Raw genomic sequence first — 21,961 nt, 5'->3', positions numbered from 1 at the left:
TGCCGGGCAGCGGTGCCGGACATCGGACAGTCGGTCAGGGCATGCCCCGGACGGCTGGAGCGCATACGAGCGCAAGGGTGTACGTGGGGGAGCGTGCGGGAGTGCACCGCACGTGGGAGCGGTGCGGAGGAAATAATTTACAGGTAAAACACCTGCTAAGGTTGTGGTCATGAGCAGTGCGACCCCTCCCGGCCCCTCGCGTGCACGCCGGCTTCCGCTGGCCGGCGTACTGCGCCTCGGCAGGCCCTCCGACATCTGGTTCAAGCCCGCCCTGAGCGTCGTCGTCGCGGTCGCCCCGCCGAATCTGACGCTGCTGGCGCTCGGCCGACTGGACCTGGCGATGTACACCATGGCCGGGTCGCTCTGCGCGCTCTACGCCCACAGCAGTCCTTACGCGGCCCGGGCCCGTGTCCTCGCCCGGGTGGTGGCCGGGATGCTCGGCGGCCTCGCCATCGCGCTCGTCACGGCCTCCCTCACCACGGACGCCGTCGTGCTGGTCACCGTCGGCGCGCTGCTGGCCGCCGCCCAGAAGACCCTGTGCGACGCCACACGCGTCGGCCCGCCAGGACACGTGGTCCTCGCCTTCGTCACCTCCGCGTCGCTGTTCGCACCGCAGAGCCTCGGCCAGGTGCCGGGCCACCTCGCGCTGGGCGCGGCGGCGGGAGCCTGGGCCTGGATCGTCGGCATGGCCCCCGGACTCGTACGCCCGCACGGCCCGGAGCGGCGTGCCACCGCGCACGCCCTGAACGCCGCGGCGGCCTCCGTCGGGGCGCCGGACGACGTCCGTGCCCGCGCCGCCGCGGCCGCCGCCGTGCACACCGCCTGGCAGTCGCTGCTGTCCGCCGGAGCCCGATCCGAGCCCCGCCGCGCCCTCGAACGACTCGTCGTACGGGCCGAGGTCGCGCTCGCGGCACCCGCCGACACGGACCCCGCCCGGTTGCGCGGCTGGGCCCGCGCCCTCTGCGGCACCGGACCCGTTCCGTGCCCCGACGGCCTCGGGGACGCCGCCGACGAAATTCTCGGAGTCGAGGCCGCGCTCGCCTCCGGGGAACGGCCGCTGCTCCACCGCCTCGGCCCGCTCGCGCCCATCGCCCTGCGGACCGCGCTCGGCTGCGCCCTCGCCGGATACGCCTCGCTCGCGCTCGGCGTGGGCCGCCCCTACTGGGCACTGGTCACCGCCGCCTCCCTCTACCAGGCCAACGTCACCCTGACCTGGAGCCGGGGCGTTCAGCGCGTGGCCGGCAACCTGGTCGGCGTGCTGGCCTTCACCGTCCTCGCGCCGCTCGCCCACGTCGGCCAGGCGGCACTCGTCCTGTGCTGCCTCGCCCTGAACTTCGGCGCCGAAGCGCTGATCGGCCGCAACTACTGGCTCGGCAGCGTCTGCGTGACCCCCATGGCCCTGCTGATCACCGAGTTCGCGCACTCCCAGCAGTCCGGGGAGCTGATCGCCGACCGGGTCCTGGACACCCTCGTGGGCGCGCTGGCCGGCTTCGTCGCCGCGGTCGCCGTGACCAACCGGCGGGCCGGTGACCGTATCGAATCGGCGCTCGGTGCGGTGGGGCGGGCCCGGGACCACGCGGCCGCACTGCTCGCCGCGGAGCACCCGGAGTCCGGCGCCCTGGAGTCCGCCCGCCGGGGTCTGTCCGCCGCCCTCGTGGACCTGCGCTCCGCCGCGGACGCGGCGGCCGGCGAATGGTGGCGGCGCGCCCTGCCGGAGGAGCGGGTGACGCGGGCCGAGCAGGCCGGACACCGTACGCTCGCGGCGACGGTACGAAGCCAGGGACTGCACTGCTGGGAAGGCGCACAGGCATGACGACAGCGGACGGGCGGAGAGCGGCGGACGGCGAGGCGGAGTCGGACGGTGACCCGGTTCCGGACCGGGCGGTGCCCGTCGACACGGCGCCGGCCGGCACGGCGCCTGCCCCTGTTCCCCCCGGCACAGCGCCGGCCGGCACTGTGCCCGCCGACACGGTGGCGGCCGTCGTGCGCCAGTGGGAGATGGTGCGGCCGGAACTCGACACCGGGCCCATGGAGGTCATCGGGCGGGTCAACCGCTGTGCCGCCCTCCTTCAGCAGGCCGAGGACGCGCCGCTGCGCCGGGCCGGACTCACCCGCCCCGAGTTCGACGTGCTCGGCACGCTGCGCCGCACCGGGCACGAGCTGACCCCGAGCGAGATCGCCCGCGAGACCTTCTCCTCGGGTGCCGCCGTCACCAAGCGGCTCAAGCAGCTGACCGAGCGAGGCCTGGTCGAACGGCGAGGCGACACCCGTGACCGCCGGGTCGCGCACGTCCGGCTGACCGACGCGGGACGCGACCTGGTCGACGGTGTTCTCCCCGATCAACTCGCCTACGAGACAAGGGTCCTGTCCGGCATCGACCGCGACCGGCAGCGCGAACTGGCGGCACTCCTGGGCGAGTTGCTCGGACAGCTGGAGGGCCGGCTGCGACTGCCGCGCGCCTGACGCCGCCCCGGCGGCGGTCCTGGCGGATCAGGTCTTCTCACCCTCCGAGTAGATCCCGAAGGCCGCGCCCTGGCGGTCCCGCGCGACCGCCAGGCGTCGGCCGTTGGGCTGCGAGACGGGTTCCATCAGAAGGTGGCCGTCCGCGATGAGGACCGCGTTCGCCGTGGCGTCCACGTCCTCGACGGCGAAATAGGGCAGCCAGTGCGAGGGAACCTCGTGCGCGAAGTTCTCGTCCATCGTGACCATGCCGCCGAAGTCGGCGCCGTCGATGCCCCACTGCGGGTAGTACTTCGAAGCCGTCACGGTCCAGCCGAACACGGTCGTATAGAACTCGGTCACCCTGTCGGGGGCCCTGGTCAGGAGTTCCACCCAACCGAGCGCGCCCGGCGCGTTGAACAGGCCCGCACCGTTGAAGGCCCGCGCCTGCCACATCTGGAAGGCGGCGCCGCCCGGGTCGAAGGCGACCGCGAAACGGCCCATGTCGAGCACGTCCATCGGGGCGAGGGCGAGAGTACCGCCGGCCGCCTGCACGGCTGCCGCGGTCGCGTCCACGTCGATGACGGCGAACGACACGTTCCAGGCGACGGGCTGCGACTCCTGGTAGATCGGGGCGATTCCCGCGACGGCCGCGTCCCCGAGATGCGCGACCGTGTAGCCGCCCGCCTCCTGACGCGGGTCCGTCTCCGGGCGCCAGCCGAACAGATCGGCGTAGAAGCCCTTGGCGCCCTCCAGATCGTCGGTGCCCAGCTCCGTCCAGCAGGGTCCGCCGGTCACCGGCCTGTCGAGCTTCATGAGGTTCCTTCCGCAGCGAGCCCCCCCAGCACGCTAAGCCTGCCGCGGAGCACCGGCCATCCGGACGCGGCGTCTCGGCGCCGCGCGGGCCCGCCCGATCGCCTGTGCCCGCCCGATCCCGCCCTACCGTCTGCGCCCCACGGCCCGCGGCCACCCGATGGCCGCGCCGGATACCGTATGCACCCCTCTTGCGTCCCTCGACCGGCGACCGACCCACGCCCGCCCCCACGCTCGACCTGCCAGGACGTCAAGGCCGGTAACGCAGAGGATGATCGGCCGGGATCTCGACGATCACGATTTCGGTACCGTCGGGGTCCGTGATCCACATCTCGATCAGCCCCCACGGCTCCCGCACCGGTCCACGCACCACCTCGACGCCGGCGGCCGTGAGCTCCTGGTGGGCCGCCGCCGCGTCCGCGACCTGGAGCCACAGCTTCAGCGCGGGGGAGGGCGGGGTCTCCGACCGCCCGGCGACCTCCAGGAAACCGCCGCCGAGGAAGTAGACGGTCCCGCGCTCGGGCCCCGTACCGAACTCGCGGTAGACGGCCAGACCGAGCCGCTCACCGTAGAAGGCGCGGGAGCGCTCAGGGTCGGTCGGGCGCAGGAGGGTCCGGCTGCTCAGTACATGCACCATGCACCCGGAGCCTAGGGGAGGGTTACGCTCGGGCGTGCCCAGCCGCGCCACTGATCGGAGAAACTCTCCCATGGAGACCGCCCCCGCCACCGGACTGACCTTCCGCGACGCCACCGACAGCGATGTGGACGCCCTCGTCGCGCTGATCGAATCGGCGTACCGAGGCGACTCCAGCCGGACCGGCTGGACCACGGAGGCGGACATCCTCGCAGGACAGCGGACCGACGCCGAGGCGGTGAACGCCGTCATCGAGGCGCCCGACAGCCGGCTCCTGACCGTGGAGCGGGACGGCACGATCGTCGCCTGCTGCCAGCTGGAGCACCGCGGGGACCACGCCTACTTCGGCATGTTCGCGGTCAGCCCGGCGCTCCAGGGCGGCGGGCTCGGCAAGGTGATCATTGCCGAGGCGGAGCGCACGGTCCGCGAGGTGTGGGGCGTCAAGGAGATGCATATGACCGTGATCTCCGTACGCGAGGACCTCATCGCCTGGTACGAGCGACGCGGCTACAGCCGTACGGGACGGATGACGCCCTTCCCGTACGGCGACGAACGCTTCGGCATCCCGCAGCGCGACGACCTGCGCTTCGAACTGCTGGTCAAGCCCGTCGTCTAGGCCGCTCGTCCAGGCCGCCCGGTCCCGCGCGCGGCATCGACGACGGCCGAGGACCGCGCCACGCCGCGGCCGGCCGCGTCGACGGGGCGGGCCCGGCAACTGCCGACCTGCTCGGCCGTCCGGTGCAGGTGAGTGCGGACGACCGACCTGCTCGGCCGTCCGGTGCAGGGAGTGCTGACGCTCTTCCGGTGGACCACGGACGTCGGTCTCGGACATCGGTCTCGGGCGTCGGCCGGGCCGCTCGGACCGGTGTCGGCCGAGCGGCCCGTCGGTGTCGCTGCCCGCTGCGTTCCGGCTATGCCGTGAAGCGGCCCGTGCGCTTGATCTCGGGGTAGTCGGTCGTGGCGCCGTCCAGCTCCAGAGCGCGTACCAGCCGGAGCTGATCCTGGGTGTTCACCACCCAGCCGATGATCCGGAGGTCGGCCTTGCGGGCCCGTTCGACGACCTCCAGGCTCAGTCGGCGGATGTTGAGGCAGACGGTCGCGGCGCCGACCTCGACGGCGCGGTCCACGACATCGGTGCCGTAGCGGCTGGCGATCAGCGCGGTACGGACACCCGGCACCAGCCGGGCGATCTCGGCGATCGCCTCGTCGTGGAACGACGACACCTCGACCCGCCCGATCAGGTCGTGCCGATGCATCACCTCGGCCAGCGACCTGGCCGCCGCGACATCCTTGATCTCGGCCTGCAACGGAGTGCCGACCGCTTCCAGGACCTCCTCGAAGACGGGGACGCGCTCACCGCGCCCCGCGTCCAGCGTGCGCAGCTCCCCGAGTGTCTTCTCGGCGATCGGCCCCGAGCCGTCGGTCGTACGGTCCACTTCGGCGTCGTGCATGACGACGAGAGCGCCGTCCTTGCTCAGATGCAGATCGAGTTCGATCAGGTCGAGGCCCGCGTTCTGGGCGGCGACGAAGGAGCGGAGGGTGTTCTCGGGCTCGACGCCCATCACTCCGCGGTGACCGATGGTGAGGAAGTTCAAGATTCGACTCGCTTCCGTCGACGGCGGCTCGGCTCGCGCGTGGTTCCGACGGGGGCGTCCACGCGGCAAGGCCGCAGCCTAATGGCCTGGCCGTGCTATGTACCCGTTCCTACGCGGTGCAATGGGAGTGTCGGGCTCACGTGGGGTCGTGGGAGTGTCGCGCGTGCGTGGTGCGAGGTGCGTCGTCCGTCCGCGCTCCGCACCGGCGGGGCCGACGGGAGATCGGTCGGCGACGCCGTCAAGGCCCACGTTCCTGACGTCGGGGGCACCGTGACCGACGAGGCCGCGGCCCGCCGCGTTCTGGCCGCCGCGCGCTGCACGGCGCTCGGACCGCCGGTGTCGGCTCGGTCGAGGACCCGGCGATCCCGGGCTGTCCGAGGGAACGCCGGACAATCCCTACGCGTCCGTCTGTCGACCCCGACCCCGACCCCGACCCCGACCCCGACTCCCGTACCTGGCACCGCTGTTACCCCGCACCCCACGGTGGTCCGCTTCCACGGCGGCGGCTCGCGGATGCCCTCGCCGCCCAGAAAGCTGTGGCGGATGTCATTGCCTACACGGTGTCCGGCAGGAAAAAGAACGGTTAAGGCGGGGGGTGTGCAGGATAATCTCCCGAGTTCCCGCTTGCGGAAAGGAACCTCGAAAACATACGGTGTTCATACGCGAGGTTCTCCTGTGGAGGGTGGGACATGACGGAAGTTCTTGTGCAGGTGGGTACGGAGGAGCGGGTTCCTCCCGTGGCCAGGGTGGTGGAGCACCCGGCATGGCCCGTGCTCAAGGATGCCGTGGAGGAGATCCGCCCCTGGCAGTCCAAGGACGGCTCCATCGACTTCGACGCGGAGGGCGCTCCCGACGCCTCCGACGTCGACCTGGCCGTCCGCCGGGCGATAGACGCGATCGAGCGGCTCTCCCCGCTGGTGCCCCACGACGCCGCGTACCACGAGGCGCTCGTGAAGGATCTGCGCCGCTGGGCCGACGGCGGCTTCCAGGTGCCCGACTTCCTCGACGCGCTGCTGGCCTTCCAGCCCGCCGCGAACCGCGAGGACGGCCTCCAGCACCTGGTCGTCTTCCCGATGTACACGCAGAACGGCAATCTGGACCGCAACTTCGAGGCGGTCGTGCTGCGCATGGTGTGGCCCGAATGGCTGTCCGAACTGGAGCGCACCCGGTACGACAACCCGCTGTTCTGCGGCATCACGTTCGAGGACTTCACCGCGGGCTACGACACCAACTCGGCCGTCCTCTTCCCGGAGACGATCGCGGTGCGCGAGGCTCCCGAGCGCTTCTCCTGGGGCGGCATCTTCTGCGACCGCGAGGCCGCGCGCTTCCGCGCCGTCACCGAGGCCGCCGTGGACACCCTGGGTCTCGAACTGCCCGAGGACATCGCCGCCATGATCCACGACCAGGAGCGCTGCGAGAAGGCCTTCGTGCTCTGGGACATGGTCCACGACCGTACCCACAGCCACGGCGACCTGCCGTTCGACCCGTTCATGATCAAGCAGCGCCAGCCGTTCTGGATGTACGGCCTGGAAGAGCTGCGCTGCGACCTCACCGCCTTCAAGGAGGCCGTGAAGCTGGAGTCCGAGGGCAACGCGCACGGCCGGGACGTGCAGTACGCCGTGCTCTTCGACCGGATGTTCCGCTTCCCCCTCTCCGGCGACCGCGTCCGCAACTACGACGGTCTCGGCGGCCAGCTCCTCTTCGCCTACCTGCACAAGCACGACGTCGTCCGCTGGACCGACAACAAGCTGCACATCGACTGGCAGCGTGCCCCGCAGGTCACCAACCAGCTGTGCGCGGAGATCGAGGAGCTCTACCGGGCCGGCATCGACCGCCCCAAGCTCGTCCACTGGTTCAAGGCGTACGAACTGGTCTCCACCTACCTCGCCCCCCACCCGGGCTCCCGCTGGGCCAAGGGTCCGGACGCCCTCGACCTGTCCCAGCCGCCCCGCAAACTGGTCGACGACGTGCTTCCGGACGAGTTTCCCCTGAGCATGTTCTATGAGGCGCTCTCCAAAAAGCTGAAGAACGTGATCGCCTCCACCAAGGGCATCACAGCGGCCGGCTCCGAGCGGGTCGCCGCGTGACCGACCGCGGTAGCGAGAACATTGCTCAGGAGGCGAAGACCATGGGGAACGGGGCTCTCAGCGGTGCGGTGATCGCGGTGGCGGGTGCGGGTGGACCCGCCGGCCGGGCGGCACTGCTCAGGCTCGCCGAGGCGGGCGCGACCGTCATCGGCGCGGACAACGACCCGGAGCGGCTGGCGGAGGCCGTGGACGCGGCCCGCTACGCGCACGGCGGCTCCACCGTCGTCGGCGACACCGTCGACCTGCTCGACCTGCAGTCGACCCGGGACTGGTCCGCGCGCATCCAGAAGGACTTCGGCCAGGTGGACGGCCTCGTCCACCTCGTCGGCGGCTGGCGCGGCAGCGAGACCTTCACCAAGACGGTTCTCGACGACTGGGACCTGCTCGAACTGCTGCTCATCCGCACCGTGCAGCACACCACGCTCGCCTTCCACGAGGCGCTGCAGGCCAGCGACCGCGGCCGGTACGTCCTGATCAGCGCCGCCGGCGCGAGCAACCCCACCGCGGGGAACGCCGCCTACTCCGCGGCCAAGGCCGCCGCCGAGGCGTGGACCCTGGCCATGGCGGACTACTTCCGCAAGGCCGGGATCGCAGAGGGCGCGGACGGCCCGACGTCAGCTGCTGCGATCCTGGTGGTGAAGGCGTTGGTGCACGACGCGATGCGCGCCGAGCGGCCGAACGCGAAGTTCGCGGGCTTCACGGACGTCAAGGAACTCGCCGAATCCATCGTCGGCGTCTGGGACCGGCCCGCCGGTGAAGTGAACGGGAAACGTCTGTGGCTGACCGAGAAGCCGTGAACCCTCCGAAGACCGACGCCCGGCGTCATCACGACCCGGCCGTCCGCGGTTTCGCCAGTGACAACTACGCGGGGGCCCACCCCGAGGTGCTCGCCGCGCTGGCCCTGGCCAACGGCGGGCACCAGGTCGCGTACGGCGAGGACGACTACACGGAGAACCTCCAGGGGATCATCCGCAGTCATTTCGGTGCCCGGGCGGAGGCCTTCCCGGTCTTCAACGGCACCGGCGCGAACGTGGTCGCGCTCCAGGCGGTCACCGACCGCTGGGGCGCGGTGATCTGCGCGGAGAGCGCGCACATCAACGTCGACGAGGGTGGCGCCCCCGAGCGCATGGGCGGCCTCAAGCTGCTCACGGTGCCCACGCCCGACGGCAAGCTCACGCCCGATCTCATCGACCGGCAGGCGTACGGCTGGGACGACGAGCACCGTGCGATGCCGCAGGTCGTCTCGATCACCCAGAGCACCGAACTGGGCACGCTCTACACGCCCGGCGAGATCCGCGCGATCTGCGACCACGCCCACGCGCACGGCATGAAGGTGCACCTGGACGGGTCCCGGATATCCAACGCGGCAGCCTCACTGGACGTCCCGATGCGGACGTTCACCAACGCGGTCGGCGTCGACATCCTTTCGCTGGGCGGCACGAAGAACGGCGCGCTGTTCGGCGAGGCGGTCGTCGTCCTGAACCCGGACGCCGTCAGCCACATGAAGCATCTGCGCAAGCTGTCGATGCAGCTCGCCTCCAAGATGCGCTTCGTCTCCGTGCAGTTGGAGGCGCTGCTCGCCAAGGACCTGTGGCTGCGCAACGCCCGGCACGCCAACGAGATGGCGCAGCGACTGGCCGAGGGCGTCCGCGCCGTGCACGGAGTGGAGATCCTCTACCCCGTCCAGGCCAACGCCGTCTTCGCCCGACTCCCGCACGACGTGAGCGAGCGGCTGCAGAAGCGCTACCGCTTCTACTTCTGGGACGAGACCGCAGGCGACGTCCGCTGGATGTGCTCCTTCGACACGACCGAGGACGACGTCGACGGCTTCGTGGCCGCGCTCAAGGAGGAGATGGCCCAGCAGTAGCCGGGTGCTCCGGGCATCTCCGGGTCGGCATGGCCGTGTCTCACGCATCAGACAGCGACACGTGATGCATAGATATGCGGTCACCTGAAAAGTCATTGACTCTTGGGTGGCCGCATTCCTATGCTCTCTGGCCATGGAGCTGATCCAGAAAACCAGCGACCTGTTTGCCTATCTGGCCGCCGACGAGGTGGTCGACCATCATCATCCGCTCGTCCGCGAGACGGCCGGGCGGCTCGCCGCCGGGGCCGCCGACTCGTATGACTATGCGCGTCTGGCGTTCGAGTTCGTGCGGGACACCATCCCGCACTCGTACGACTCCGGTGATCCGCGGGTCACCTGGCGCGCCTCCGACGTGCTGGAGCAACGTACCGGCATCTGTTACGCCAAGGCCCACGCGCTGGCCGCCCTGCTGCGCGCCGAGGACATCCCGACCGCGTTCTGCTACCAGAAGTTCGAGGAGGTGCACGGACTCGTCGCCGTACGTCTCGACGGCGCCTGGCACCGGCAGGACCCGCGTGGCAACAAGCCCGGTGTGGACGCCCGGTTCTCCCTCGACGGCGAGCGGCTGGCCTTCACGCCCGACCCGGAGTGCAATGAGATGGACTATCCGGAGTTGTACGCTGAACCTCACCCGGTCGTGGTCGGCGTCCTGAAGGCCGCCCCGGACCGGCTGTCCCTGTCGCGGACGCTCCCCACCGCACTCTGAGGCGAGGCAGACGATGACTCTCACGCTCACCGTGTCCGACGAGGTGCGCGCGCTCGCGCCCGGATTCACCCATGTCGCCGTCGAGGCGGACGGGCTGGTCAACGGACCGAGTACGGAGGGGACTTCGGCGCTCCTGGACGGCGCGGCGCGGCGGCTCGCCGAACGGCTCGCGGGGCGGGCCCCGCACGAGGACCCGCACATGGCGGCCTGGCGGGCGACCTATACGGCGTTCGGCTCAAAGCCCTCGCGGACCCGCAACTCCGCCGAGGCGCTGGCCAAACGCGCGCTCTCGGACGCGGGCCTCCCGCGGATCAACGTCCTCGTGGACGTCTACAACGCGATCAGCGTGGCCCATCTGATCCCCGTCGGCGGCGAGGACACCGACCACATCCGGGGTGCGATGCGCCTCGTGCGCGCCACCGGCGACGAGGACTTCGTGACCGTCGCGGGCGGTGCGGAGACGGTCGAACACCCCGACGCGGGCGAGGTGGTGTGGCGCGACGACACCGGTGTCACCTGCCGCCGCTGGAACTGGCGCCAGGGACCGCGCACCAGGCTCACCGAGCAATCCGCCTCGGCGGTCTTCCTGTTGGAGAGCCTGGCCCCGATGCCGGTCGCCGACATCGAGGCCGCGGGCGCCGAACTCGCCGAACTGCTCCAGAAGTTCAGCCCCGGGGCGCGGATCACCGTCCACGCCCCGGAATGACGGCTCGGCGCGCGGGGCAGGACGGTTCAGCGCTTCTCGGCCGCGCGTACCTCTTCGGGGGTCGGCGCTGTGCCGCCCAGGTGGGCGGGCATCCACCAGGTGTCGTCCGGCCCCTTGGGGCGTACGGGATAGGCGCGCTGTGCCGCTTCGAGCAGCTCCTGGACCCGCTCGCGCAGCCGCCGGGTGATGGCGCCCGCGTACTGGTCCTGCGGGGCCTCCATCGGCTCGCCGACCCGGATGGTGATCGGGGTGTGGCTGCGCTTGAAGTTGCGCGGGTGACCCTTGGTCCACAGTCGCTGTGTGCCCCACAAGGCCATGGGGATGAGCGGGACGCCGGCCTCCTGGGCCATGCGCGCGGCACCCGACTTGAAGCTCTTCAGCGTGAAGGACTGAGAGATGGTCGCTTCGGGGAAGACGCCGACGATCTCACCTGAACGCAGCGAGTCCAGTGCGTGCTGGTAGGCGGTCTCGCCCTGCTGACGGTCCACGGGGATGTGCTTCATGCCCCGCATCAGCGGACCGGAGATCTTGTGCCGGAAGACCGACTCCTTCGCCATGAAACGCACCAGGCGCTTCTGCGGCAGAGTGGCCAGGCCGTCGAAGATGAAGTCCAGGTAACTGATGTGGTTGCTGACCAGCACGGCGCCGCCCGAGCGCGGAATGTTCTCCGACCCCTTGCAGTCGATCTTGAGGTCCCACGCCTTGAAGAGCGTTTGGGCGAGGCCGACGACGGGACGGTAGACAAGCTCTGCCATGGACGGGGTGGACCCTTCTCTCTGCCTGGGAAGGGGTCTCCCGGCGGGAAAGTTACGCAGCCGTAGGTTTACGGCATTGCGCAGATCGTGCCCGAAGAACGGACGGGAGGCCAGCCCCGGTGCCTTGGAACGGCGAGATCCTCGTCACGTCGCCCACTTGATCCACCTCGGAGTTTTAACCCGCCTTTACTTAGCGCGTACCGACACGCGGCGCACAACCAGGTACATCTCACACCCGAGGCAGTACCCGAACGCGGCATTGAGAAACGCCGCCGCGAGCGCGCACCCGGTCGCCGCCGACCCCAGCCACTGCGGGCCCGCGGTCCAGCCGATCAGACCCACCACCGCGAAGGCGAGGCCGACCGCCTGCGCGAACCGCGGGGGCTCCGGCGCCTCGAACTCCGTCGGCGGCCCGAGTCGCGCCCGCACGGCCTTCCTGAAGATCCAGCCGTAGGGCGAGCGCGTCACGCCGCCCGCCGCGCCCAGGGCGAAGGCCAGTGTCTGCCACGCCAGCAGCCAGACGCTTCCGGTGATCAGCGTCACCGCCAGCACGACGGTCGTCACGGCCGCACCGAACCGCGGTCCCCTCGTATCGATGTCCATGAACCAAGCATTCCGCATGCGGGACGCCGGACGGCCCCGGGAATCTTTGCGGTCTCATGAACGCTGGTGCAGGAGATGAACGGACTTGTGGTGTGCGTGGTGGTGCTCGCGGTGGCGAGTGTCTACGGGGTGCTGCACCGGTGGCGGAGCGGGAGGGTGCGGGTGCGCGGGCGCGACGACGGAAAGCGGCTCGGAGCGGCGGAGTTGGGGGAGGGGCTCGGTGAACGGGCCACGCTGGTGCAGTTCTCCAGCGCCTTCTGCGCCCCCTGCCGGGCGACCCGGCGGGTGCTCGGCGAGGTGGCCGGCATGGTCCCCGGCGTGTCCCACGTGGAGATCGACGCCGAGGACCACCTCGACCTCGTACGCGATCTCGGCATCCTCAAGACGCCCACCGTGCTCGTCCTCGACGCCGACGGCCGGATCGTGCGGCGGGCGACGGGACAGCCGCGCAGGGCGGATGTCATCGCGGCGCTCGGGGAGGCGGTCTGACCCGTGGCGATCATGGTGAGGCATCTCGCACATGGCCGTACGCCCTTGACTGCGGCAGTCGCCTCTCGTCAGCCTGACCTTATGTCACCGGAAATCCTTCTCCCCGAGCTCGTCGACATGGGCCCGGCCCGCACCGCGGGCGCGCGCGGTCCGGGCCGTTGAGCCGCCAAGGGCCGTCTCCCGCTCTCGGTTCCGCCCAGGGGGCGGGAACCTCGGGTCGGCTCTCGCGGAAGGGTGGCTCCTCGGCGGCCACGCCCGGCCTCGGCGGCCCGCGGCCCGCCTCCCCGGATCTGCTGCGCTCGGTGTTCCGGCGGCACGCGGCCGGTGTCGCCGTGATCACCGCGTCGGGCGCCCGCGGTCCCGTCGGTTTCACCGCCACGTCGCTCACCTCGGTCTCGGCCGAGCCCCCGGTCGTCTCGTTCGGCGTCGGCACCGGCGCGTCCAGCTGGCCCGCGATATCCGAGGCCGACCATGTCGGCGTCCATGTGCTCGGGGAACACCAGCGGGAGCTGGCCGCCACCTTCGCCCGCAGCGGCGCCGACCGGTTCGGCGCGCCCACCCGTTGGCGTAAGGGGCCCGAGGAAGTTCCCGTGCTCGACGACGTCCTCGCCTGGCTGGTGTGCCGCGTCGTGGCGCGGGTACCGGCGGGGGACCACCGCATCGTCCTGGCGGAGGTCGTGCTGGGCGATCACTCGGGCGAGGGCGGCCCGCTCCTCTACCACCAGGGCCGGTTCAACGGACTGCGCGACTGATCCCGCCGGCCGGGCAGCTCACAGGGCTACTCGTCGGTTCTACTCGCCGGTTACACAGCGTTGCGAAGGTCACATTCCAAAGCGCTTGCTTAGTGGGCGCCCAATGGGTGTACTGGTGAGTAATATTTCGTTCGGAGCGCGGGCCGCCCCGACCGGGATCGGCCGCTTCAGGCGCCTATGCTGCCTGAAAGAAGGCAGCCCAGAAATGACGATGCAGTAGGAGAGCCGGCGTGAGCTTGAGGATCGTTGTCACTGTGAAGTACGTGCCCGACGCCACTGGCGACCGGCACTTCGCCGATGACCTGACCGTCGACCGTGACGACGTGGACGGTCTGCTGTCCGAACTCGACGAGTACGCCGTCGAGCAGGCGCTGCAGATCGCCGACGCGGCGGACGACGCCGAGATCACCGTGCTGACCGTCGGCCCCGAGGACGCCAAGGACGCGCTGCGCAAGGCACTGTCCATGGGCGCCGACAAGGCCATCCACGTCGAGGACGACGATCTGCACGGCACCGACGCCATCGGTACCTCGCTGGTGCTGGCCAAGGCGATCGAGAAGGCCGGCTTCGACCTGGTCATCTCCGGTATGGCGTCCACCGACGGCACCGCCGGCATCGTCCCGGCGCTGCTGGCCGAGCGCCTCGGTGTCCCGCAGGTCACCCTGCTCTCCGAGGTCTCGGTCGAGGACGGTGTGGTCAAGGGCCGCCGCGACGGCGACACCGCCTCCGAGCAGCTGGAGGCCTCCCTGCCCGCGGTCGTGTCGGTCACCGACCAGTCGGGCGAGGCGCGTTACCCGTCCTTCAAGGGCATCATGGCCGCCAAGAAGAAGCCGGTTCAGGCCTGGGACCTGGAAGACCTGGAGATCGAGACGGACGAGGTCGGTCTCGAGGGCGCCTGGACCAAGGTCGACTCCGCCAGCGCGCGTCCGGCGCGCACCGCCGGGACGATCGTCAAGGACGAGGGCGAGGGCGGCAAGCAGCTCGCCGAGTTCCTCGCGGGCCAGAAGTTCATCTAGTCGCCGACGGTCCGGCAGTTCGCTCCCGGACCGTTGCAGCGGCCACGGCCCACCCCGCTCACCGCCCTCAGACTTCGTAATCCGCAGGAGTATTCCCATGGCTGAAGTTCTCGTCTACGTCGACCACGTGGACGGTGCCGTCCGCAAGCCCACCCTCGAACTGCTGACGCTGGCCCGCCGCCTTGGCGAGCCCGTCGCCCTCGCCCTCGGCCCCGGTGCCGAGAACACCGCCGCCGCGCTCGCCGAGCACGGCGCGGTGAAGGTCCTCACGCACGACGCCGCCGAGTACGCCGACTACCTCGTCGTGCCGAAGGTGGACGCGCTCCAGGCCGCGTACGAGGCCGTCTCCCCGGCCGCCGTGCTCGTCCCGTCCTCCGCCGAGGGCAAGGAGATCGCGGCCCGCCTCGCGGTCCGCATCGGCTCGGGCATCATCACCGACGCCACCGACCTGGAGGCCGGCGACCAGGGTCCGGTGGCCACGCAGTCCGCGTTCGCCGCCTCCTTCACCACCAAGTCCCGTGTCGCCAAGGGCGTCCCGGTCATCACGGTCAAGCCGAACTCGGCCGCCGTGGAGGCCGCCCCGGCCGCCGGCACGGTCGAGGCACTCGCGGTCATCTTCTCGGAGAAGGCCACCGGCACCAAGGTCACCGCCCGCACCCCGCGCGCCTCGACCGGCCGCCCCGAGCTGACCGAGGCCGCGATCGTCGTCTCCGGCGGCCGTGGCGTCAACGGCGCCGAGAACTTCTCGGTCATCGAGAACCTCGCCGACTCGCTCGGTGCCGCCGTGGGCGCCTCGCGTGCCGCGGTCGACGCCGGCTGGTACCCGCACACCAACCAGGTCGGCCAGACCGGCAAGTCCGTCTCGCCGCAGCTCTACATCGCCTCCGGCATCTCCGGCGCCATCCAGCACCGCGCCGGCATGCAGACGTCGAAGACGATCGTGGCGATCAACAAGGACGCCGAGGCGCCGATCTTCGACCTGGTCGACTACGGCGTGGTCGGCGACCTCTTCGAGGTCGTCCCGCAGCTCACCGAGGAGATCAAGGCCCGCAAGGGCTGATCCCGCAGCACCGTACGAGGCCCCCGCGACCGGACACCGGTCACGGGGGCCTTCGCTCATCCCAGGGTCAGGGAGGCCCGTACGGGCAGATGGTCGCTCGGGAACCGGCCGTACCGCGAGAAGGTGTCGATCGACGCCCGGTGCACCTTGACGCCGGGACTGGCGAGGATCCAGTCGATGCGGTCGCCGTCCGGTGTCAGCGGCGCGTATCCGTGGAAGGTCGCGTAGAGCCTGCTCCGCGCTGCGGCCGTGTCCCAGGTGTCGGCGAGTTCCGCGCCCAGCAGGATGTCGTAGACCTCGTTCCGGTGCGCCGCCGCGTTGAAGTCGCCGGTCAACAGGCGCGGCAGGGACGGGTCGAACTCCGCGATCCGCTCGGCTATGAGCGAGGCGGCTCGCGTCCTCGCGTACTGGCTAGCGTGGTCCAGATGGGTGTTGAGGATGTGGAACTCCCGCCCGCCGTCCGCCAGATCGCGAAAACGCACCCAGGTGGCGATCCTGGGGAGCGCGGCGCCCCAGGTGTTCGAGCCGGTCACCCGAGGGGTGTCGGAGAGCTGGAACGTGTCGTGTCCGACCGGGGCCAGGCGCCGGGTGTCGTAGAAGACCGCCACGGACTCGTCGCCGCTGACGCCCTCCCGGCCGCTGCCGATCCACGCGTAGTGCGGCGCGAGGTCGGACTCGATGTCGAGCAACTGCCGGAACAGGCCTTCCTGGGTGCCGATGACGTGGGGTGACGCGCCGCGCAGCAGCTCGCGCATCACCGGACGGCGCACCGCCCAGCTGTTGGGTTCGACGGTGCTCGCGTAACGCAGGTTGTAGGTCATGACGTCGAGGCGGGGGCGCGGGCGGGGGTGGGTGCGCCGGGTGGCGGAGGCCACGGAGGCCTGCGCCCTGGTGAGCAGAGGCATGGCGATCGCGGCGGCCACCGCGGTTCTGAGCCCCGTGCGGCGGGTCACTCCGCTGGAGTCGGGCACGCGTGCTCCTTCGGTCGCGGGTCAGGATGGGGGCGCGCATCACCGGAGGCGAGGAAGGAACCGGGAAAGAATGCCCGAGGCGACCGAGGTGGGAGTGAACGCGGTGGGGCGGCGGGATGTCCCGCGGTCCAAGAGAGTGTTGACCGGCGGGAAGCCCGCCGGATAACTTCGTTCTACGGATTGTTGATTCCGTACTGCGGAAAATGGGAGGGTGTGGAATGGGTCAGGGTCAGCAGGAGAGGGTGGCGACGAGCCTCGCGGGCGCCGTCACCGAAGCGATCAGCGCCTCGCTCGCCCCCGTCGACGCCGAGCTGGAGCGCCGCTACCCCGGCGACCCCGGCACCCGGCAGCCCGTCCACACCGTGTACGTTCCCGCGGACACGTTCGCCGCCGACACCGTCCGCACCTGGGGCGACCGCGCCCTCGCGGCCCTCGACGAACACGCTCCGGACGCCCGGTCCTTCGGCGCGGTCCTCGGCCTGTCCGACGAACTCGCGGGGCCCGTGTACGACCGCGTACGGGCCAAGCTGGAGCGCGAACCCGTCGAGGACCTGCGCGTCGACTTCGAGGACGGCTACGGCCCGCGCCCGGACGCCGAGGAGGACGCGACGGCGGCCCGCGCGGCCCGGCTGATCGCCGAGGCGTACAGGAACGGCACCGCCGCGCCGTACATGGGCATCCGCATGAAGTGCATGGAGGCACCGGTACGCGACCGGGGCATCCGTACCCTCGACATCTTCCTGACGGGCCTGATGGAGGAGGGCGGCCTGCCCGACGGACTCGTCCTGACCCTGCCCAAGGTGACGTACGCGGAACAGGTCACCGCGATGGTCCGGCTCCTGGAGGAGTTCGAGAAGGCGCGCGGCCTGGAACCCGGCCGGATCGGCTTCGAGATCCAGATCGAGACCAGCCAGTCCGTCCTCGCCGCGGACGGCACCGCCACCGTCGCCCGCATGATCCAGGCCGCCGAGGGCCGGGCCACCGGACTGCACTACGGAACCTTCGACTACAGCGCCTGCCTGGGCGTCTCGGCGGCCCACCAGTCGAGCGACCACCCGGCCGCAGACCACGCCAAGGCGATCATGCAGGTCGCCGCCGCGGGCACCGGCGTGCGCCTCTCGGACGGCTCCACCAACGTGCTGCCGGTCGGCCCCACCGGGAAGGTCCACGACGCCTGGCGTCTGCACTACGGGCTCACCCGCCGCGCCCTGGCCCGCGCCTACTACCAGGGCTGGGACATGCACCCCGGCCACCTCCCGACCCGCTACGCGGCCGTCTTCGCCTTCTACCGCGAGGGCTTCGAACAGGCCGCGGCCCGCCTCTCCCGTTATGCCGGCCACGCGTCGGGTGACGTGATGGACGAACCCGCCACCGCCAAGGCCCTCAGTGGCTACCTGCTGCGCGGCCTGGACTGCGGTGCCCTGGACATCCCGGAGGTCGCCCGCGCGACGGGCCTGACCCGAACGGAACTGGAGGCCTTCGCGGCGCCGCGGCGGGGGGATCTGACGGTTTCGGGTCAGTAGCGGCGGCCGCCCGCGTCGGGTGCGCGGGTGGGGCCGGTGCGGCGACGGCTCAGCGCGCCGGCGGCAGTTCCCCCGAGCCGCGGGTGATCAGCCGGGTCGGGAGTTCGACGCGCTCCGGAGCGATGAGGTTGCCGTCGAGCTGGCGGAAGAGGCGCTCCGCGGCGGTGCGGCCGAGGGCGGCGGCGTCCTGGGCGACGACCGTGACGCCGGGCTCCAGGAGGTCGGCGAGCTCGATGTCGTCGAAACCGACGAGGGCGACCGGGCGGCCGCGCTCGGCGATGACACGGACGACGGTCACGGTGACCCGGTTGTTGCCCGCGAAGACCGCGGTGACGGGCGATGGGCCGGCGAGCATGTCCTCGGCCGCCCTGCGCACCCGCTGCGGGTCGGTCACCCCCAGCGACATCCAGGCGTCCTCCACCGGTATCCCGGCGTTCTCCATGGCGGCCCGGTAACCGCGCAGGCGCTCGGCGGCGGTGTGGATGCGCGGCATGTCGCCGATGAAGCCGATCCGGCGGTGGCCGTGGGCGATGAGATGGGCGACACCGTCCCGGGCGCCGCCGAAGCTGTCCGACAGGACGACGTCGGCGTCGATCTTCCCCGCCGGGCGGTCCACGAACACCGTGGCGACGCCCGCCTTCATCTCCGGCTCCAGATAGCGGTGGTCGTCACCGGCCGGGATCACGACGAGCCCGTCCACGCGGCGCGCGCACAGCGCGAGGACCAGTTCCTGTTCGCGGTCCGGGTCCTCCGCGCTGGAACCGTTGATCAACAGGGCTCCGTGCGCGCGGGCCACCTCCTCGACGGCGCGGCTCAGCGGCCCGTAGAACGGGTCCGCGAGGTCCTCCAGGACCAGCCCGATGCTCGCGGTGCGGCCCTTGCGCAGCACCCGGGCGCTGTCGTTGCGGCGGAACCCCAGCGCTTCGATGGCCTCCTGGACGCGTCGCTCGGTGTCCGGGGTGACCCCGGGCTCGGCGTTGACCACGCGGGAGACCGTCTTCAGGCCGACTCCCGCACGCGCCGCCACGTCCTTCATGGTCGGACGGTTTCCGTAGCGGTTCTCGGATCGGCGGGCGGTCTCGGCCACGATGTGCTGTCCTGTCCTGTCGTCCACGGGATGCGTAGGTCCATGGGGTTGTATGAGGATGTGGCGACGAGCATAGAGCCTGGACAACGTTGTCAGATGCGGGAGACACTGTCCACCGAAATCTCCGGCCTGCGCCTTCCCCAGGGCGCACGGTCCCCGTGGTCCGCCGCGCCCTCCGCGGCCGGCGTACGACAGGGCCCGATCCTGCCCCGTTCCCGGCCGGGGACCCCGGACCCGCGGCGCGGTGGGCCCGTCACGACACCCCATGGGAGATCTGACTCTGATGCACACCGACCTCGTGGCCGCGCTCGACATCGGCGGCACCAAGATCGCCGGAGCGCTGGTGGACGGCCACGGCCGGATTCTCCTGCGCGCGCAGCGCGCGACGCCCGCGCAGGAGGACGGCGACACCGTGATGCGCGCCGTCGAGGACGTCATCGGCGAGCTGGCCGTCTCCCCTCTGTGGAGCAGGGCCGGAGCCCTCGGCATCGGCAGCGCGGGCCCGGTGGACGCCTCCGCCGGCACGGTGAGCCCGGTGAACGTGCCCGGCTGGCGCGGCTACCCCCTCGTCGAGCGGGCCGCCGAGGCCGCGGGCGGACTGCCCGTCGAGCTGATCGGCGACGGCGTCGCCATCACGGCGGCCGAGCACTGGCAGGGCGCGGCCCGGGGCCACGACAACGCGCTCTGCATGGTGGTGTCCACCGGTGTGGGCGGCGGCCTCGTCCTCGGCGGACAGCTGCACGCCGGTCCCACCGGCAACGCGGGCCACATCGGACACATCAGTGTCGACCTGGACGGCGATCCCTGCCCCTGCGGCTCCCGGGGCTGCGTCGAGCGCATCGCCAGCGGCCCGAACATCGCCCGCCGCGCCCTGGAGGGCGGCTGGCGGCCCGGTCCCGACGGTGACACCTCGGCCGCGGCTGTCGCCGAGGCGGCCCGCGCGGGTGACCCGGTGGCCGTGGCCTCCTTCGAGCGGGCCGCGCAGGCTCTCGCGGCGGGCATCGCGGCGACCGCGACCCTGGTCGAGATCGACATCGCCGTGATCGGCGGGGGAGTGGGAAAGGCGGGTGACGTGCTCTTCGCACCGCTGCGCCGCGCCCTGGCCGACTACGCGACGCTGTCCTTCGTCCAGCGGCTGACCGTGACGCCCGCGCTGATGGGCACGGACGCCGGCCTGGTCGGCGCGGCCGCGGCGGCACTCACCCGGAGGGCGGCCCACACGCCTGCGGCCCGCGTCTGAGCCGGTGGCGCATGCTTGCGGCCGGTGTCGCACCCGCACCCGGTGGCCGGTCGCACCCGTGACGCCGGGTGCCTGGCGTGCCCGGAGTCTCGGGTACACCAGGCACCAGGCCGGATGAAGGCGTCTGATCCACCCGTGACTCCCTCCGGCCTTCGTAGTTGAACCGGGCATGAAGAAGCGCAGCATGCTCGCCATCGCCTCCCTCGCCACCGGGTTCGTCGTCGCGGCGATCACCCCGTCCCATGCCCTGGGCGGGGACACCTTGAGCGATCTGAACTCCAACGACACGCTGAGCACGGTCGATCACGCGATCGGCGGCGACAACCTGGCGGTCGACGAGGACGCCCTCGGCGGCCGGAAGGGCTGAAGGACCGCCGCGCGGCCCCGGTGTCCCCACCGCGGGGGCACCGGCGTCGCGTCGCGGGCGCCCTCATCAGCGCCTGGTTTCCGTGGCAGGGTGGAGCGGGCAAGCCTCAGGGGGCCAACAGAAGAGGGGGAATCGTGATCGTCTGGATCAACGGTTCAACCTGGAAAGTCGCTGGTCAGCTGCTTTCCTGCTGGAACGCCTTGCAGCTATCTAGCCTGAGTTAGCTTTAGTTAGCTTCGCTTGGCCCTGGTGGGCAAGATCGTTCTCCCATTCGTCTCCCATGGGCAAGGAGCGAGCCCCGGCGCCAGCTGTGCTGTCCCGGAACGTTGGTGACACGCGTGCTGGGTGCTTGAACAGGTGAGGGCCTTCTGCGATCGGTGTGGACTGCGACATCCACGCCCGACCGCAGGAGGCCCTCGTGTCCCACCGCAATGCCCCACTGACGCCGACCGGCAGGTTGCGTCTGGCACGCTGCGTCGTCGAGGGCGGCCGGCCGTTGTGGCGGGCCGCAGAACGTTTCCAGGTCAGCCACACCGCCGCCGCCCGCTGGGCGAATCGGTACCGACGGCACGGCGAGGCGGCATGCAGGAACGCTCCAGCCGCCCTCACACCAGTCCGTGCCGGGCGTCTGCCGCGTCAAGCAGCAGATCGTGCGGCTGCGACGCGAGCACCGGATCGGCCCGGTGAAGCTGGCGGCTCGGTGCGGCGTCGCCGCGTCCGCGGCCCACCGCATCCTCGTCTGGCACCACCTGCCCGCCCTGGCTGCCTGCGACCGGGCCACCGGCGAGCCGGTCCGCCGCTACCGCAGCCGACCCGGCAAGCTGGTCCACATCGACGTCAAGAAACTCGGCCGCATCCCCGACGGCGGCGGCCACAAAGTTGTGGGCCGGGCCCAGGGCGCCGCAACAGGACCGGCACTGGATACGCCCCCTGCGCGGTCGAGCGGCGCCTGGCCCAGTTCTGAAGCGTCAGCCGCTCGGCCTCCGACAGCACGACAGGTTCCAGCCGGGTATCGCCCATGCCCACAGCACAGCGTGAAAGCGCGACCTGCCGCAGCCGAACACTGCAATCTGAAACCGAAGACGCCTCCCGTGGCGACCCACGACTTAGACGGTGTCCTATGTGGTGAGTTTGAGGAGTCGCTTGTAGCAGCAGGTGGCTGCGGCAAGGCCGAGAAAGGCCAGGTAGTTGCGGGGGTTGCGCTCATAGCGGTGGTTGAGCCGGCGGTAGCCGGTCAGCCAGGACATCGTC

At 71.2% G+C, this 21,961-nt stretch carries 22 protein-coding genes and 2 pseudogenes; 16 read left to right on the top strand and 8 right to left on the bottom strand.

The window, feature by feature from the left end; genetic code table 11:
* Positions 1-169 precede the first annotated feature (169 nt).
* Both ACFYW8_RS41090 and ACFYW8_RS41085 read left to right on the top strand, forming a co-directional pair.
* The gene (locus ACFYW8_RS41090; RefSeq protein WP_389091417.1) at positions 170-1,813 is read left to right on the top strand and encodes an FUSC family protein; all 1,644 of its coding nucleotides are present in this window, start codon (positions 170-172) and stop codon (positions 1,811-1,813) included.
* Positions 1,810-2,463, top strand: coding sequence for a MarR family winged helix-turn-helix transcriptional regulator (locus tag ACFYW8_RS41085; RefSeq protein WP_389091412.1), 654 nt, complete (start codon positions 1,810-1,812; stop codon positions 2,461-2,463). Before ACFYW8_RS41090 ends, ACFYW8_RS41085 begins: the two co-directional genes overlap by 4 nt.
* Positions 2,464-2,490: 27 nt before the next feature.
* Here the strand turns inward: ACFYW8_RS41085 and ACFYW8_RS41080 are convergent, their stop codons facing one another.
* Both ACFYW8_RS41080 and ACFYW8_RS41075 read right to left on the bottom strand, forming a co-directional pair.
* The gene (locus tag ACFYW8_RS41080) at positions 2,491-3,255 is read right to left on the bottom strand and encodes a VOC family protein (protein ID WP_389091408.1); all 765 of its coding nucleotides are present in this window, start codon (positions 3,253-3,255) and stop codon (positions 2,491-2,493) included.
* A 247-nt stretch (positions 3,256-3,502) separates the two neighbouring features.
* On the bottom strand, positions 3,503-3,889 hold the full coding sequence (locus ACFYW8_RS41075) for a VOC family protein (protein ID WP_365874051.1): 387 nt from the start codon (positions 3,887-3,889) through the stop codon (positions 3,503-3,505).
* Positions 3,890-3,959: 70 nt separating this feature from the next.
* Between ACFYW8_RS41075 and ACFYW8_RS41070 the strand changes: the two genes are divergently transcribed.
* Positions 3,960-4,502: a GNAT family N-acetyltransferase gene (locus tag ACFYW8_RS41070; protein WP_389091402.1), complete on the top strand. Its 543-nt coding sequence runs from the start codon at positions 3,960-3,962 to the stop codon at positions 4,500-4,502.
* A 295-nt stretch (positions 4,503-4,797) separates the two neighbouring features.
* On the opposite strand, the gene ACFYW8_RS41065 is transcribed toward ACFYW8_RS41070, so the two are convergent.
* Positions 4,798-5,481, bottom strand: coding sequence for a glycerophosphodiester phosphodiesterase (locus ACFYW8_RS41065; protein WP_389091398.1), 684 nt, complete (start codon positions 5,479-5,481; stop codon positions 4,798-4,800).
* A gap of 689 nt (positions 5,482-6,170) precedes the next feature.
* Between ACFYW8_RS41065 and ACFYW8_RS41060 the strand changes: the two genes are divergently transcribed.
* From ACFYW8_RS41060 to ACFYW8_RS41040, 5 genes are all read left to right on the top strand, one after another.
* Positions 6,171-7,568: a DUF6421 family protein gene (locus ACFYW8_RS41060; RefSeq protein WP_389091394.1), complete on the top strand. Its 1,398-nt coding sequence runs from the start codon at positions 6,171-6,173 to the stop codon at positions 7,566-7,568.
* A gap of 41 nt (positions 7,569-7,609) precedes the next feature.
* Positions 7,610-8,365, top strand: a complete 756-nt coding sequence (locus ACFYW8_RS41055) for an SDR family NAD(P)-dependent oxidoreductase (protein WP_389091390.1) — start codon at positions 7,610-7,612, stop codon at positions 8,363-8,365.
* Positions 8,362-9,435 carry a threonine aldolase family protein gene (locus ACFYW8_RS41050; RefSeq protein WP_389091387.1) on the top strand — a complete coding sequence of 358 codons (1,074 nt, stop codon included), beginning with the start codon at positions 8,362-8,364 and terminating at the stop codon, positions 9,433-9,435. The genes ACFYW8_RS41055 and ACFYW8_RS41050 overlap by 4 nt, the downstream gene beginning before the upstream one ends.
* Positions 9,436-9,568: 133 nt before the next feature.
* The gene (locus ACFYW8_RS41045) at positions 9,569-10,141 is read left to right on the top strand and encodes a transglutaminase domain-containing protein (RefSeq protein ID WP_365874039.1); all 573 of its coding nucleotides are present in this window, start codon (positions 9,569-9,571) and stop codon (positions 10,139-10,141) included.
* A gap of 13 nt (positions 10,142-10,154) precedes the next feature.
* Positions 10,155-10,847: a B3/4 domain-containing protein gene (locus ACFYW8_RS41040; protein WP_389091381.1), complete on the top strand. Its 693-nt coding sequence runs from the start codon at positions 10,155-10,157 to the stop codon at positions 10,845-10,847.
* Between the two features lie 26 nt (positions 10,848-10,873).
* Here the strand turns inward: ACFYW8_RS41040 and ACFYW8_RS41035 are convergent, their stop codons facing one another.
* Both ACFYW8_RS41035 and ACFYW8_RS41030 read right to left on the bottom strand, forming a co-directional pair.
* On the bottom strand, positions 10,874-11,602 hold the full coding sequence (locus ACFYW8_RS41035; protein WP_389091378.1) for a lysophospholipid acyltransferase family protein: 729 nt from the start codon (positions 11,600-11,602) through the stop codon (positions 10,874-10,876).
* A gap of 186 nt (positions 11,603-11,788) precedes the next feature.
* Positions 11,789-12,205: a DUF4395 domain-containing protein gene (locus ACFYW8_RS41030; RefSeq protein WP_389091373.1), complete on the bottom strand. Its 417-nt coding sequence runs from the start codon at positions 12,203-12,205 to the stop codon at positions 11,789-11,791.
* Positions 12,206-12,280: 75 nt separating this feature from the next.
* Between ACFYW8_RS41030 and ACFYW8_RS41025 the strand changes: the two genes are divergently transcribed.
* The 4 genes from ACFYW8_RS41025 to ACFYW8_RS41010 all read left to right on the top strand — a co-directional run bounded on the left by ACFYW8_RS41025 (position 12,281) and on the right by ACFYW8_RS41010 (position 15,522).
* On the top strand, positions 12,281-12,694 hold the full coding sequence (locus tag ACFYW8_RS41025; protein WP_389091369.1) for a TlpA family protein disulfide reductase: 414 nt from the start codon (positions 12,281-12,283) through the stop codon (positions 12,692-12,694).
* Between the two features lie 290 nt (positions 12,695-12,984).
* Positions 12,985-13,446, top strand: coding sequence for a flavin reductase family protein (locus ACFYW8_RS41020; protein WP_365874139.1), 462 nt, complete (start codon positions 12,985-12,987; stop codon positions 13,444-13,446).
* Between the two features lie 230 nt (positions 13,447-13,676).
* Complete coding sequence (locus ACFYW8_RS41015; protein WP_365874031.1) at positions 13,677-14,462, top strand: electron transfer flavoprotein subunit beta/FixA family protein; 786 nt, start codon at positions 13,677-13,679, stop codon at positions 14,460-14,462.
* Positions 14,463-14,559: 97 nt separating this feature from the next.
* Positions 14,560-15,522 (top strand): electron transfer flavoprotein subunit alpha/FixB family protein, encoded by a 963-nt coding sequence (locus ACFYW8_RS41010; RefSeq protein WP_365874029.1) that lies wholly within the window; start codon positions 14,560-14,562, stop codon positions 15,520-15,522.
* Positions 15,523-15,578: 56 nt separating this feature from the next.
* Here the strand turns inward: ACFYW8_RS41010 and ACFYW8_RS41005 are convergent, their stop codons facing one another.
* Complete coding sequence (locus ACFYW8_RS41005; protein ID WP_389091360.1) at positions 15,579-16,493, bottom strand: endonuclease/exonuclease/phosphatase family protein; 915 nt, start codon at positions 16,491-16,493, stop codon at positions 15,579-15,581.
* Positions 16,494-16,711: 218 nt separating this feature from the next.
* Between ACFYW8_RS41005 and ACFYW8_RS41000 the strand changes: the two genes are divergently transcribed.
* Positions 16,712-18,016, top strand: coding sequence for a DUF6986 family protein (locus ACFYW8_RS41000; protein ID WP_389091356.1), 1,305 nt, complete (start codon positions 16,712-16,714; stop codon positions 18,014-18,016).
* 49 nt (positions 18,017-18,065) lie between these two features.
* Here the strand turns inward: ACFYW8_RS41000 and ACFYW8_RS40995 are convergent, their stop codons facing one another.
* A complete protein-coding gene (locus ACFYW8_RS40995) occupies positions 18,066-19,130 on the bottom strand; it encodes a LacI family DNA-binding transcriptional regulator (protein ID WP_365874023.1) in 1,065 nt (354 codons plus the stop codon).
* 256 nt (positions 19,131-19,386) lie between these two features.
* Between ACFYW8_RS40995 and ACFYW8_RS40990 the strand changes: the two genes are divergently transcribed.
* From ACFYW8_RS40990 to ACFYW8_RS40980, 3 genes and pseudogenes are all read left to right on the top strand, one after another.
* Complete coding sequence (locus ACFYW8_RS40990; RefSeq protein WP_389091541.1) at positions 19,387-20,343, top strand: ROK family protein; 957 nt, start codon at positions 19,387-19,389, stop codon at positions 20,341-20,343.
* A gap of 169 nt (positions 20,344-20,512) precedes the next feature.
* Positions 20,513-20,710: a hypothetical protein gene (locus ACFYW8_RS40985; protein ID WP_365874021.1), complete on the top strand. Its 198-nt coding sequence runs from the start codon at positions 20,513-20,515 to the stop codon at positions 20,708-20,710.
* Between the two features lie 418 nt (positions 20,711-21,128).
* Positions 21,129-21,609: pseudogene (locus ACFYW8_RS40980) on the top strand (helix-turn-helix domain-containing protein); the annotation flags it as partial.
* A gap of 219 nt (positions 21,610-21,828) precedes the next feature.
* On the opposite strand, the pseudogene ACFYW8_RS40975 reads toward ACFYW8_RS40980, so the two are convergent.
* Positions 21,829-21,961, bottom strand: a pseudogene (locus tag ACFYW8_RS40975) (IS5/IS1182 family transposase); the annotation flags it as partial.

It is taken from the genome of Streptomyces sp. NPDC002742, assembly GCF_042888885.1.
Classification (GTDB): Bacteria; Actinomycetota; Actinomycetes; order Streptomycetales; family Streptomycetaceae; genus Streptomyces.
This window is presented reverse-complemented; position numbering and strand designations above follow the sequence as displayed.

Excerpts from the sequence above, each read along its gene's own strand:
- ACFYW8_RS41090 (WP_389091417.1), top strand. The coding sequence starts at position 170 with ATGAGCAGTGCGACCCCTCCCGGCCCCTCGCGTGCACGCCGGCTTCCG.
- ACFYW8_RS41070 (WP_389091402.1), top strand. The coding sequence starts at position 3,960 with ATGGAGACCGCCCCCGCCACCGGACTGACCTTCCGCGACGCCACCGAC.
- ACFYW8_RS41000 (WP_389091356.1), top strand. The coding sequence starts at position 16,712 with ATGGGTCAGGGTCAGCAGGAGAGGGTGGCGACGAGCCTCGCGGGCGCC.
- ACFYW8_RS41075 (WP_365874051.1), bottom strand. The coding sequence starts at position 3,889 with ATGGTGCATGTACTGAGCAGCCGGACCCTCCTGCGCCCGACCGACCCT.
- ACFYW8_RS41085 (WP_389091412.1), top strand. The coding sequence starts at position 1,810 with ATGACGACAGCGGACGGGCGGAGAGCGGCGGACGGCGAGGCGGAGTCG.
- ACFYW8_RS41010 (WP_365874029.1), top strand. The coding sequence starts at position 14,560 with ATGGCTGAAGTTCTCGTCTACGTCGACCACGTGGACGGTGCCGTCCGC.
- ACFYW8_RS41055 (WP_389091390.1), top strand. The coding sequence starts at position 7,610 with ATGGGGAACGGGGCTCTCAGCGGTGCGGTGATCGCGGTGGCGGGTGCG.
- ACFYW8_RS41035 (WP_389091378.1), bottom strand. The coding sequence starts at position 11,602 with ATGGCAGAGCTTGTCTACCGTCCCGTCGTCGGCCTCGCCCAAACGCTC.
- ACFYW8_RS41025 (WP_389091369.1), top strand. The coding sequence starts at position 12,281 with ATGAACGGACTTGTGGTGTGCGTGGTGGTGCTCGCGGTGGCGAGTGTC.
- ACFYW8_RS41080 (WP_389091408.1), bottom strand. The coding sequence starts at position 3,255 with ATGAAGCTCGACAGGCCGGTGACCGGCGGACCCTGCTGGACGGAGCTG.
- ACFYW8_RS41040 (WP_389091381.1), top strand. The coding sequence starts at position 10,155 with ATGACTCTCACGCTCACCGTGTCCGACGAGGTGCGCGCGCTCGCGCCC.
- ACFYW8_RS40990 (WP_389091541.1), top strand. The coding sequence starts at position 19,387 with ATGCACACCGACCTCGTGGCCGCGCTCGACATCGGCGGCACCAAGATC.
- ACFYW8_RS41060 (WP_389091394.1), top strand. The coding sequence starts at position 6,171 with ATGACGGAAGTTCTTGTGCAGGTGGGTACGGAGGAGCGGGTTCCTCCC.
- ACFYW8_RS41045 (WP_365874039.1), top strand. The coding sequence starts at position 9,569 with ATGGAGCTGATCCAGAAAACCAGCGACCTGTTTGCCTATCTGGCCGCC.
- ACFYW8_RS40985 (WP_365874021.1), top strand. The coding sequence starts at position 20,513 with ATGAAGAAGCGCAGCATGCTCGCCATCGCCTCCCTCGCCACCGGGTTC.
- ACFYW8_RS41030 (WP_389091373.1), bottom strand. The coding sequence starts at position 12,205 with ATGGACATCGATACGAGGGGACCGCGGTTCGGTGCGGCCGTGACGACC.